The sequence below is a fragment of the Pseudoalteromonas sp. SG43-5 genome, from assembly GCF_014164345.1.
Taxonomy (GTDB): domain Bacteria; phylum Pseudomonadota; class Gammaproteobacteria; order Enterobacterales; family Alteromonadaceae; genus Pseudoalteromonas; species Pseudoalteromonas distincta.
The window spans coordinates 69182-81678 of the sequence record NZ_JACJFA010000012.1; the positions used below are offsets into that span (position 1 = coordinate 69182).

Below are 12497 nucleotides of genomic sequence, written 5' to 3' on the forward strand. Positions count from 1 at the left end.
GTGATAGCATCAAAGGCTTATTCAAAAGGTTTCTCATTACTTGAGTTAGTTATTGTTGTTATTTTATTGGCAGTAATTATGAGTTTTGCTATACCTCAATATATAGGTATTAAAAATCAAGCGCATAAAGCGAGCGTAGATGCTATCGCAGGTGGTTTTTCATCAGCCGTAGGCATGGTTAGAGGTCAATGGGAATTAGAAGGAAGACCAAATAGTAGGTCAAATAAAACATTTGTTAATTATGGAGGAGTAATGGTTGGTGTTGATGGAATGTTAGGTACACCAACAAGTGATGAAACAGAAAAAAAAGATACTCGTGCAGAAGCTATAAATGCTAATAAATGTCGCCAAGTTTTAAATGTAATTTTACAAGATGCACCCAGTAGTACGTTAAGTAATGAAATATCAAGAATAAAAAGTGTAAGTTTTTTAGTTAGGTACAATGCAGAAAGTACGCAATGCGTCTATTATTTAACTCATACCCTTGATATTAAAAATATACCTACCAATACGGGTGAAATATTAGGGTTAACAGGTTTTTCATATTTTGCTAAAACAGGCAAAGTAAAAATATTTAAAAATTAAGTAATTAAAAAGAGGCTTACTTATGAAAACGCAATCGTTAAAAAGTTTACCAATGAATAAACAAGCAGGTTTTACACTTGTTGAATTGATCATCGTAATTGTTATTTTAGGCATTTTAGCTGTTACTGCAGCACCTCGTTTTTTAAACTTGCAAGGTGATGCAAATGCTTCAACACTTGAAGGCTTACAAGGCTCTATTCGCAGTGGTATGAATATTGTGAATGGTAAGGCTATTATTGCTAGCACGCAAAAGGAAGACACAGAAATTGTTGCAGTTGATACAGGAAGTGTTGCTATTGTGTATGGCTATCCAGCTGCAACAGAGGCTGCATTTGAAGCATTTTTGGATGTGGATTTCGATGGTACTGGAGCTGATTTGGCAGACTTTAACCTTGTAGTAACGGCTAATGGTACTAACGGCCCGACTAATGCTGGTAGTGTACCAAAAGTTACTATTTACCCTAATAGTTACACTGCAACAGGGACACCAGCTACAGATGATGAATGTCGTATTGAGTACACTGAAGCAACGGCATCTACTGGACCAGTGAAAATAACACCACCTAAGGTTGAACTTTTCACGGACGATTGTTAATTTATATAAATGAAAAGCAGTAGTAAGCAACGATTGCGTGGCTTCACACTCATTGAGTTAATTATTACTCTAGTGATATTGGGAATACTGTCGGTAACGGCAGTTCCCAAATTTCTGGGCAGCTCAACAGAAGACGCCTATTCGTATCGAGACCGTACTTTAAATGCACTTAGGACAGTGCAGCTACGTGCAATGCAAAATACAGCAACAACAAGTTGCCATACCCTTTATATAACCTCCACACTTATTGCTCCCTCCACACCCGATACATGTACCGGTGGAGCAGATACCAATAACACCGATCATTTAGTGGTACAAATAAACACGCAAAGAAGTGATATAACATTTAGCGCTTTAGATAGTAACGCGAATATATTTACCCAAATTAGTTTTGATCCTTTAGGTAAATCAAATCAAACCTGTACTACGCAGTGTCGAATAGATGTTGGATTAGCTGGCGTATGCATAAGTGGTGAAGGGCTTATATATGCGTGCCCTTAAAGTAAAAGGTTTTACTCTAATAGAGCTTATTATTGGCATTGTCATGTTTGCAATTGCATTAAGTATTATTACAGCTTTAATTGCCCCACAAGCCAAAAAAAGTGCAGAGCCGATTGTGGCTTTAAGAGCCTCTGAATTTGGTCAATCATTAATGAACGAAATCCAAAGTAAGTCGTTTGATGAGCACAGTGATAGAAGCGCACCTTTTAGACGTTGCGGCGAAACAACCTTAGGTGCTGAGGCTTGTACCGCACCTGCTGACTTCGGAGTAGATAACTCAGAAACCAGAACTAGTTATAACGATGTAGATGACTATATTGCACTGTCTAACCAGCCTATTACTAATAGCTTAGGTGAGGTGTTAAGCGAGTACAGCGACTTTAATTTAGTTGTTACTGTTGAGTACGATAGCGACTTTAACGAATCGACCACCAACGATGGCACAACCTTTAAGCGTATTACTATTGAAGTAACATCACCCTTAGGCGAAGTTTACGGATTTAGTGCATATAAAGGGAATTACTAATGCAAAGAGCTAAATACCAAAATGCATTTACCCTTATAGAACTATTACTTGTCATGGTTATTATTGGTATTTTAGCCGTAAGTGCATTTTCATTTATTGGTGCTGGGGTCAGTATTTACTCACAAGGGGTTGAGCGCCAAGAAGCAGTAGCTCAGGCCCGCTTTTTAATAACGCGACTTAGTAAAGAGCTTCGCCACGCTACGCCAAACTCATTAAGGCTCTCTTGCGATAACAGCACTAGCGGAGCATGTAGTGCTCAGCAGTGCTTAGAATTTACGCCGTTTTTATCAGCGACTCACTATACAAATTACCTACCTACCGTAGCGCCTTTTAATGTTAGCGCTGTTGATTTTGAACTTAATAATTTAACGCAGCCGCAAGTTGGAGATTGGGCAACAACTTACCCGTTAAGCAGCGCTGATATATACGATGAGAATAATAATAAGCGTTTAAAACTATCAGCATTTAATAGCTCCACCACTAGTGCAATTGATGAGTGGCAATTTAGTAAAGCGTTTGCCCAAGAGTCGCCAAGTAAGCGCCTTTATTTACTCTCTCAACCTGTAAGTTTTTGCGTTGAAGGGCAGTATTTATATAGATATACCGATTACGGTTTTACAGTTAATCAATTAGATGCCGTGAGCTTACAAATAAGCAGTGGTGTTAAACGTGATTTATTAGGTATTTACATTGCCAATAATTTAGCGAGCGATTTATTTTTTACTCTTGATGCGCTCTCCCTACAAAGAAACGCTGTGCTTAATGTGAATGCGCAAATGCAATTTAACAATACTGAAGTAATGAATTTTAACCATGAGGTGCATATTCCTAATGTACCTTAAAAAAAATCATCACGGAAAAGCCTTACCCAGTAAACAAAAAGGGAACTTAATAATTGTTTCTTTGGTAATTATTGTTGCTTTATTAGCACTAGGATTAGCATTAGTTAAAGTGCTTTCTGGTGCATCTCAACAAAATACCATTGAGTATTACGGCGCTCGCGCTTTTATGGCGGCGCAAAGTGGATTAGAAAGTGGTTTAACGCAACTCTTTCCAATAAATAGCTCAGTGCAAAGCTGTGCATCAGTTACAACTAATTTAACCTTTCAAACTGCATATTTAGCTAATTGTAACGTGTTGGTGAGTTGCGATGAATATATAGACCTACCCGACAGCAGCACAACAAACGGGCTTGTTAATATTTATTACTTACAAAGTAGTGCAACGTGCGCCGCAATTGATTGCCCTGCAGGAAATGATTGCAGAAAGGATTATTGGGAAACACAAAGAACACTCAGTGTGGAGGCTAAAACTTTACCATGATAAAAAGTGCATTAGTCATTATATTTTTTAGCTGCGTGTTACTTTGTAATCACGCAAATGCAGTGCCTCCAAAAATCGAGGGCCGTTATATAGAGCTGCAAGATACATACACATCGCCTGTTTGGACAAAAGTAAATTTTCAACAGCAATATATAACGCCTCCTGCTGTATTTATGCTCTCAACAAACCAAGGTGGAAACCCTGCAATAATAAGAATACGTAATATAACCACAACTAGCTTTGAGGCCTTACCGCTTGAACCTTCAGGAGAAGATGGTGGACATATTAGTATGGGGGCGCACTATTTAGCTGTTGAGTATGGTGTGCATCAATTTCCAGACGGCACAATTATGGAAGTGGGCAGTACAGACTTATTACTCGAATTACAGTATGGCTCTAAGTCTGGCTTTGCTCCACTGACACCTAAAGGCTATAAGTCTTTAACATTTGCTGAACCGTTTACTCAAAGGCCAAACTTTTTCCATTCGTTACAAACACTCAATAGCATAGACAGCAATCCACCTTCTGAGGCATTAATTCCGTTTTTAACAGTTGCAGTAGAAAGTAATTCTCTATCTGCCAGCGGCGTTAATATTGCTTTAGAGGCATCTGAAACAGCACTTGGGATCATAAAAAACGAAACTGTTGCTTACATGGCAGTGGAGCCAGGAAGTAACCGCACATTTACTGACGATAATGGCGTTGAGGTATCGTGGGAAACTTTTTTCACAGGCTTTGAAATTGACGGTTGGAGCGATGGCTGTAATTACTTTAGTTTTACTAATAACTTTAGTGTGGCTCCTTTGGTGGTTGCAAGTAAAAACTCACGCCAAGAAGATGATGGCGGGTGGCTACGCAGCTGTAACCTAAGAACTGACAGGCTAGGGCTTGTTGTTGACGAAGACCGTGATGGCGATAACGAGCGCCGTCACGTAAACGAGGAAGCATCAATACTCGCCATGACCAGTACCTTTGTATTTAATGGTGATATTTTAGATTGTGATACGTTATTCCCAGGCGCTATTTCTACTTATAACAACGGTGAAGTACAGCTGGTGCAGGGGGTAGAAATAACCGATGGTAATGCGCAGTTTGTCACCACCACAAATTTAATTTCTACAGCGCTGACGAGCCCTCCTTTGTGTAATGGTCAGGCGTGTGTTGCTGGTGGTTATAACTCTTTAGAACCGAATCAAGCGGCGCAGGTGCCAACGGTTACAAATGATGGTAGCTCAACAGGGCCCGTACCTACTTCTTTAGCTGGCGACTATTATTACGATGAGTTGCAGTTAAGTATGCTGGAAACAGAGTACAGAGTAACAGCGCCTACACGTATATTTTTAAAAGACACAACCTCACTATTATCAACTTCATTTTTGAATATAGGTAAAACAAGTATAGTGGTCGAAACCGGCGCGTATTTAGCTATTTATGTTGATGGTGCGGTTGCTATTGCAGCCGATGCAAATATTGCGGGCTATATTGTTGCCACTGGTGAGGTAAGAATCGCTCAAAATGTGACGTATCAGGGATCAATTACATCGGCTACTCAAATTATTACCGAAGGGAGCTCAACGTTTGACGCTCTACCAGTACCCGAAAGTATCCCTGGTTTTTGTGGTATTTATACACCAGAAACACTGGATCATTATCGTTTAACAATAAGCGATAACAATGCTCTAACGTGTGAAGCTAAAGAAATGACACTAACAGCCTGCGCTAATGATGCCTGCGACTTATTATTTGCGGAACCCTCTAGTTTAAACCTTTCTCCAGATAATAGTGGTCAGCAAAGTTGGGTTACAGGGGAGAATATTAATTTTACAGGCTCAACAACTGTTGAGTTTGCTAAACGTACAACTGGTAGCGTTACATTTGGATATAACACTGCTGATCCTTCTGCACCTCTTCGTTGTTATATCGGTGGTAATAATGTTGGTTTGAGTGGCTGTAAAGTTACGTTTTCTGATGCTGGATTTATTTTTAATAATGATACAGATGGAAATACTACAATTCCTACTCAGTTATCAGCAAAGCCTTCAAATACTGGATTTAATGCAAAAGCGCTATCTATTCAAGCGGTAAAAACAAATACCACTACGGGCGTATGCGAAGCTGCATTTCCCGCTGGTGGTGATGTAAGCTTAGATTTATCGTATACATGCAGTGCTGGTGCAAGTTGTTCTGATACGGTTTCACTTAGTAACAACAATAATACCTTTGCGGTCGAGCAAGCAGCTAAATCGTTCACGCTAAACTTTGATAGTGAGTCTAAAGCACCGATTGTTATAAATTATCCCGACGCAGGAAAGTTGAGTTTAAATGTAAACACCAATTTAATTTTAGACCCAGTCACTAATTTATCAGTAAATTTAACGGGTAGTTCAAATGAGTATGTTGTAAAGCCATTCGGATTAGCGATGGAAATTGCAAGTGATGGTTATGCAGCAGACGCTGATGGAAGTTTATTTAGATTAACTGGCGAAGCATTTGATTTAAAGATGAATGCGGTGCAATGGCAAACAGGGCAAGACACTAACAACGATGGTTACCCAGATAACTACAGCAATATAATAAATAATACCATTGCCAAGCACTTTATTACAGAGCAACCACTTGTAGAGGCATTACTTAAAGCGCCTACGCCAGGCGTTCAAGGTACGCTTGAAGCGATGAGCACTGTTGCCTTTAGTGACACAGGCAGTTTGAGTGAATCTATATCGCAGTATAATTACGACCAAGTTGGCATCATTGATTTAACAGCAGGTCTGCAAGATGCCGATTACTTTGGCGAGGGAGATGTAAAAGGTGAATTATATAATATTGGTCGTTTTGCACCTTCGCAGTTTCAGGTAGTGGGGGTTCAAGCTGCCGCACAATGCACGCAATACGGCAGTAATTTAACTTACCTTGATCAACCTTTTGAACTTGGCTTTACAGTACAAGCGCTAAATCAAAATGGTGAGCTAATGGCTAATTATAAAGAGGGCTTTGATAAGTCCAGTGTAGCCATTAATGCCGAAAATAATGAAGTAGCTAACTATGTACCCGCAACTAATTTTGCTAGCCGATTAGTAAACCTAGGAAATAATAACTGGGGAGATATAAGTGACGGCCAGTGGCAAATGAGCCAACTTAACACGACACTCGAAAGATTAGGTGTAGGGCAAGCAGATGGACCGTTCGCTATGGTCAGTTTAATGGCAACACTTTCTGACATAGAAGGAGCAACGCTCATTGATGCAAATGATAAACCTAATACACAAACAGCATGTTCGGGTGGCTGTAATAGTGTACGACTAAATACATTACCAATAGAGTTTAGATTTGGACGTTTAGTACTTGGTAATAACGCAGGCTCCGATCTCGACCCTTTACTTATTCCTATGCAGGCTCAGTATTACAACGGCAGTGGATTTGTAAATAACGCAGAAGATAATTGTAGTGTATTTGATCATACCCAAATCACTCAAATATCACCTAACAGCCCGCAATTAGCCTATGAATATGGAACAGGTGTATCTGGCCAGTTAGAGGCGGGAGTGTATCCGGCAAACAATGGTATTTATGCGCAGCCAAATGGTTTGGGTGAATTTACCTTAGAATATAATACTTATGATTGGTTAAAGTGGGATTGGCAGGGGGATGAAACACAGCTTGATCCTCGTACTATTTTACAATTTGGACGCTTTCGAGGAAATGATCGGGTTATTTACTGGCGTGAAACACGCGAATAGTTGTAAACTAAGATAATAATTGAACAAAGCTTGTGTTTTGTGCTGCAAGTACATAGCATAAGGCTTTAATTATAAAAAATAATAACGACCAAATAATTGCCGCTTTTTGGGACTGGAATATATGCGAATTACTCCTTTATCTCTGTTAATTTCAGCTAGTTTGTTAGCTAGTAGTGCATTTGCACAAGACACAGCTACAGTAACTGGAATTGAGTCAGAGATTAGTGTTAAACAGACAGAATACGATAACTCGACAAGAATACTTGAAAAACATCTTAAAGAAGAAAGTCAGTTACAAAATCAACTAGAGCTACTTCGTTCTCGTTCTACAGAGCTAGATAAAGAAAAAAACCAAGCGCTCGATGCGATGAACGAAATGTACCGTCGTTTAATTGACGATCCCACTATTAATATTAGTGCGGCTCAATCACGCTATCAAAAAGCGGTGATTGATCATAAGCAAAACAAAGATGATATTTCTATGCAGTTGGCGGCAATTGCATCCCACCGTAAAGATATAGAGCAAATTCGTGTTGCTAAGCATACGCTTTTAAATACTTTAGAAAGTTTAAAAGAGCAGTTAACTACAGCCAGAGTAGAGCGTTTACGTAACGAGTTTACACGTGAAGGCACGCTTGAAGTTAACCATACGATTAACTGTAAGCGAACAGAAACGCTAGCAGCGTGTGAGCAACGCGGTCAGCAAATGGGGCTACAAAAAGCAACTAAACGCTTTGTAGATCAAATATTTGCAAACTTAACAGAAGAGCGCATTGTTGAGCCAAAACGTAATTTGGCGGGCGCTCAAGTACAAATATTAAGTAGCCATGTAGTTAACAGTGCATTTAGCGGCCAAGGTAACTACAACGTTAACTTAAGCGTAACCATGCGCGGCGAAGTAAACAGTAGCCGTTTATGTAGCTTATTAAGCATTGATAACCGTTATTGTTCTGAGTACGGCACGCCACTTACTGCTGCTTATCAACCCGCGTATAACAATACATTTACTGATAGTCAGTTAACATTCAGTAATAGCGCGGATAATAGCAACACGGTGTCGGTTTCTCGTTTAGAAAAGCAGCCAGTACGTGATTATTCAGTTAAACCTGCATCGGTGAAAAAAGATTACCCTTCTATCCTTAATAAGAAGAAGGATCAATCAATAGAGCTGACATTACGATCAAACGTATACGACGATGAAGTGTTTATCGATGGTGTAAGCTTTGGCTCAACACGCTTGATCACACGTTTACCGCCGGGTATTCACAACATTGAAATACGTAAACTTGGCTATAAGCCTTATCAAGTTCGTGTTGATTTAAATAAAGCACAAACAATTAATGCAAATTTGGTAAAAAAGCCTAAGTCGATTGCTGCACCGACCTATACTCGAGAGCAACCAGAAGTAACAACACGCCAGGTTAGTGAAAACGTTAATGTATTAAATGCAAACGTTGAAACGCCGGTTGTCGTTATTCCTGCAGGCAAATTTAAAATGGGCGATATCAATGGCAATGGTTTAGCTAATGAACGTCCAGTAATTGAAAAAGTAATAGCAAATTCTTTCGCTATGCAAAGTAAAGAAGTAACCGTAGGTGCCTACGAAAAATTTGTAGCAAATACAGGTTATAAAACTCAAGCGGAAAAAAATAAAGGGTGTGCGTATTATTTAAATGGCGAACCAGTATGGGAAGCAAATTTAAATTGGCGTAATCCTGGTTTTGAGCAAGGCAGTGACTTTCCTGCTGTATGTTTAACTTATAACGATGCAAAAGCTTACGCTGAGTGGTTATCGGGTCAAACAGGGCAGCAATTTCGTTTACCTAACGAAGTTGAGTGGGAATACGCAGCACGTGCAGGAACCGAAACAGAATACCCTTGGGGTAACGAAATTGGTAAAAACCTAGCTAACTGTGGTTGGTGTGGTAGTGAATGGTCAAATAGACGTGCATCACCAGTAGGTTCTTTTTCTCCAAATGCATTTGGATTATACGATACCGTAGGCAATGTATGGGAATGGACCGATAAAGAATCAGGTGAGTCTGATGTAGCAGTAAGAGGCGGAGCGTGGAATTTTGCACCAAGCCTTGCTCGTGCATCTACGCGTTTAATTTTAGCGCCTGATTTTAGATCTAACTACATTGGTTTTCGCTTAGTTCGCGAACGATAAACTCAATTAAGGAAGCTTTGCTTCCTTTTTTCACAAATTCACAAAGGCGCTGCGCTTTATATTGCTCATATAGTTGAGCATGTTAAAGTGAGGCAGCTAATATAAGAACGTATTTCAAAGGTCATCCAGCCTCATGTTTAAAAAACTCCGTGGTATTTTTTCTAACGATCTATCGATCGACTTGGGTACAGCCAATACCCTAATTTATGTAAAAGAAGAAGGTATTGTATTAAACGAACCTTCTGTTGTTGCTATTCGCCAAGAACGCGCTGGTGGACCTAAAAGTGTTGCATCTGTAGGTACAGAAGCAAAACAAATGCTAGGCCGTACACCGGGAAATATTAAAGCAATCCGTCCAATGAAAGACGGTGTAATTGCTGATTTTTATGTAACTGAAAAAATGTTACAACACTTCATTAAGCAAGTGCATAACAATAACTTTATGCGCCCAAGTCCGCGTGTACTAATTTGTGTACCGTGTGGTGCGACTCAAGTAGAAAAACGTGCAATACGTGAATCTGCAATGGGTGCCGGTGCTCGTGAAGTTTACCTAATTGAAGAACCAATGGCAGCAGCTATTGGGGCCGGTTTACCAGTATCAGAAGCAACAGGTTCTATGGTTGTTGATATTGGTGGTGGTACAACTGAAGTGGCTATTATTTCACTTAACGGTGTTGTTTACTCATCATCTGTTCGTATTGGTGGTGATAAGTTTGACGAAGCTATTATTAATTATGTACGCCGTAACTTTGGTAGCTTAATTGGTGAAGCGACAGCTGAAAATATTAAGCATCAAATTGGCTCTGCGTTCAAAACTGATGAGCCAATCGAAATTGAAGTGCGCGGTCGTAACCTTGCCGAAGGTGTTCCGCGTTCATTCACGCTTAACTCACACGAAATCCTAGAAGCTCTACAAGAACCGTTAATGGGTATTGTGAGTGCAGTAATGGTTGCGCTTGAGCAATCACCACCTGAGCTGGCATCAGATATCTCTGCCCACGGCATGGTACTTACTGGCGGTGGTGCATTGTTAAAAGATTTAGACCGTTTATTAATGGAAGAAACGGGTATTCCGGTTGTTGTAGCTGATGATCCACTTACGTGTGTTGCGCGTGGTGGTGGTAAAGCATTAGAAATGATCGATGTTCATGGTGGTGACGTTTTTAGTTACGACTAATGAAATTAATGTTTGGACGCACAGTCTCTTTGCAACTGCGACTTTTTGTCGCAGTGCTTTTGAGTATCGTACTCATAGTTGGAGACAGATATACGCAAGGTGGTACCGTTGTTCGTACCAGCCTTAATACTCTAGTTAGCCCACTAATCTATGTTGCTAATTTACCCTACGAATTATTTAGCTTAAGTGCTAAAAGCCTGCATACGCGGGATCAACTTCTTACAGAAAACGAAGCGCTGAAAAAAAAGCAAATGCTACAAAGCGAGCAACTTCAGCAGTATCAATTTCTAGCCAGAGAAAATCAAAAACTGCGTGCCTTATTAGGCTCATCTGCAAAGCAATCAAATCGTAAAATAATTGCTCAAGTACTTTCTGTACATTCAAACCCGTATAGTCATCAGGTTGTTATTAACCGTGGTACAACTGACGGGCTTAGTGAAGGCCAAGCTGTAATTGATGAAATGGGTGTAGTAGGGCAGCTTACAAAGGTTGGTTCAACAACTTCACGCGTGCTACTAATGACCGACACCACACATGCCACACCTGTGCGTATACTTCGTAACGATGTACGAACGGTTGTTGAAGGCATAGGTAAAATTAACGTCGTTAAGCTCTCTCACGTTCCGCACAGTTTAGATGTGCGAATTGGCGATGTACTTGTTACATCGGGTTTAGGGGGCACATTCCCTGAAGGATACCCGGTGGCAGTAGTAACTGAAATAAATCGTGATGAAGGGCGACCGTTTGCACAAGTTTTTGCAGAACCTATTGCGCAACTAGATCGCATTCGTTTGCTGGTTATTTTATGGCGTAATCAACAGGAGCAAATCAGCGATGATTAACCGTTATTCATTGTTAATTGCGCTAAGCATCTTTTTTGCGTTAATAATGGCACTGATGCCACTTCCATTTTCGTTTGAACCATTTAGACCTGACTGGGTTTTACTTGTACTTATGTATTGGTCGCTAGCAGTACCGCATCGTTTAAATATTGGTACTGCTTGGGTCGTTGGTTTATTAATAGATTTAGCGTCTGGCTCACCGCTGGGCGTGAACTCGCTTACATTCTCGGTATGTATTTTTGTAACCGCGAGCAACTTTCAAAAAATTCGTAACTTTTCGCTTTGGCAACAAAGCCTACTAATTGGTTTATTTTTAACGCTGTATCACTTAATGCAGTTTTGGCTAAATCACTTTTTGTTAGGGGTTTATTTTAATCCACAGTACTTATGGCCAGTAGCAACCGGAATGGTTAGCTGGTTTTGGGTCTTTTTACTACTTCGTAAATATCGCAGACATTTTAGGATCAGGTAATGACTACCGCAGTATATTTGGCATCAGCCTCTCCCCGTCGTAAAGAGTTATTAAGCCAATTAGGTGTCGAATTTACACAATTTAGTGTTGATGCAGATGAAAGCCCACTTCCAAACGAGCAACCTAGAGCACTTGTTGAGCGTTTAGCGCGCTTGAAAGCCCAAAGCGGTGTAGAGCTTGGATATACCGATCGCCCTGTACTTGGTAGTGATACCGTGGTTGTTATAGACAACGAGTCATTGGGTAAACCTCGCGATAAAAACGATTTTACACACACGTTAAAACGCCTATCGGATAACACGCATCAAGTTCTTACCGCAGTTGCATTTGCGACGCAAAATGATGTGCTTAGCTGTGTTGTAAGCACAGATGTTACTTTTAAAACCTTAACAGATGAAGAAATTAATGCTTATTGGGAGTCAGGTGAGCCACAAGATAAAGCCGGTGGCTACGGTATCCAAGGTTTAGGTGGTCGCTTTGTAACTCACATTGCGGGTAGCTATTTTTCTGTTGTAGGCTTACCTTTATATGAAACCGAACAATTACTAAAAACATTCTTAAGAAGGTAA

Annotated in this window: 12 protein-coding genes; all 12 read left to right on the top strand. The window is 40.1% G+C overall.

Going from position 1 to position 12497, the window contains the following annotated elements:
- The 12 genes from H5161_RS13245 to H5161_RS13300 all read left to right on the top strand — a co-directional run bounded on the left by H5161_RS13245 (window position 1) and on the right by H5161_RS13300 (window position 12497).
- Entirely contained in the window at window positions 1–585 is a 585-nt protein-coding gene (locus H5161_RS13245; protein WP_182769491.1) for a Tfp pilus assembly protein FimT/FimU, read from the top strand.
- A gap of 22 nt (window positions 586–607) precedes the next feature.
- On the top strand, window positions 608–1180 hold the full coding sequence (locus H5161_RS13250; RefSeq protein ID WP_182769492.1) for a prepilin-type N-terminal cleavage/methylation domain-containing protein: 573 nt from the start codon (window positions 608–610) through the stop codon (window positions 1178–1180).
- Window positions 1181–1189: 9 nt separating this feature from the next.
- The gene (locus H5161_RS13255; protein ID WP_182769493.1) at window positions 1190–1681 is read left to right on the top strand and encodes a type II secretion system protein; all 492 of its coding nucleotides are present in this window, start codon (window positions 1190–1192) and stop codon (window positions 1679–1681) included.
- On the top strand, window positions 1668–2207 hold the full coding sequence (locus H5161_RS13260) for a type II secretion system protein (RefSeq protein WP_024594532.1): 540 nt from the start codon (window positions 1668–1670) through the stop codon (window positions 2205–2207). The genes H5161_RS13255 and H5161_RS13260 overlap by 14 nt, the downstream gene beginning before the upstream one ends.
- The gene (locus H5161_RS13265) at window positions 2207–3049 is read left to right on the top strand and encodes a type II secretion system protein (protein WP_182724172.1); all 843 of its coding nucleotides are present in this window, start codon (window positions 2207–2209) and stop codon (window positions 3047–3049) included. Before H5161_RS13260 ends, H5161_RS13265 begins: the two co-directional genes overlap by 1 nt.
- The gene (locus H5161_RS13270) at window positions 3039–3530 is read left to right on the top strand and encodes a hypothetical protein (protein WP_024594530.1); all 492 of its coding nucleotides are present in this window, start codon (window positions 3039–3041) and stop codon (window positions 3528–3530) included. Before H5161_RS13265 ends, H5161_RS13270 begins: the two co-directional genes overlap by 11 nt.
- Window positions 3527–7267 carry an H-type lectin domain-containing protein gene (locus H5161_RS13275; protein ID WP_182769494.1) on the top strand — a complete coding sequence of 1247 codons (3741 nt, stop codon included), beginning with the start codon at window positions 3527–3529 and terminating at the stop codon, window positions 7265–7267. The genes H5161_RS13270 and H5161_RS13275 overlap by 4 nt, the downstream gene beginning before the upstream one ends.
- 121 nt (window positions 7268–7388) lie before the next feature.
- Complete coding sequence (locus tag H5161_RS13280; RefSeq protein ID WP_024605452.1) at window positions 7389–9437, top strand: formylglycine-generating enzyme family protein; 2049 nt, start codon at window positions 7389–7391, stop codon at window positions 9435–9437.
- A 133-nt stretch (window positions 9438–9570) separates the two neighbouring features.
- Complete coding sequence (locus tag H5161_RS13285) at window positions 9571–10614, top strand: rod shape-determining protein (protein ID WP_002958401.1); 1044 nt, start codon at window positions 9571–9573, stop codon at window positions 10612–10614.
- Window positions 10614–11456, top strand: coding sequence for a rod shape-determining protein MreC (gene mreC, locus H5161_RS13290; protein WP_173400216.1), 843 nt, complete (start codon window positions 10614–10616; stop codon window positions 11454–11456). Before H5161_RS13285 ends, mreC begins: the two co-directional genes overlap by 1 nt.
- A complete protein-coding gene (gene mreD / locus H5161_RS13295; protein ID WP_002958403.1) occupies window positions 11449–11928 on the top strand; it encodes a rod shape-determining protein MreD in 480 nt (159 codons plus the stop codon). Before mreC ends, mreD begins: the two co-directional genes overlap by 8 nt.
- Window positions 11928–12497, top strand: coding sequence for a nucleoside triphosphate pyrophosphatase (locus tag H5161_RS13300; RefSeq protein WP_182769495.1), 570 nt, complete (start codon window positions 11928–11930; stop codon window positions 12495–12497). The genes mreD and H5161_RS13300 overlap by 1 nt, the downstream gene beginning before the upstream one ends.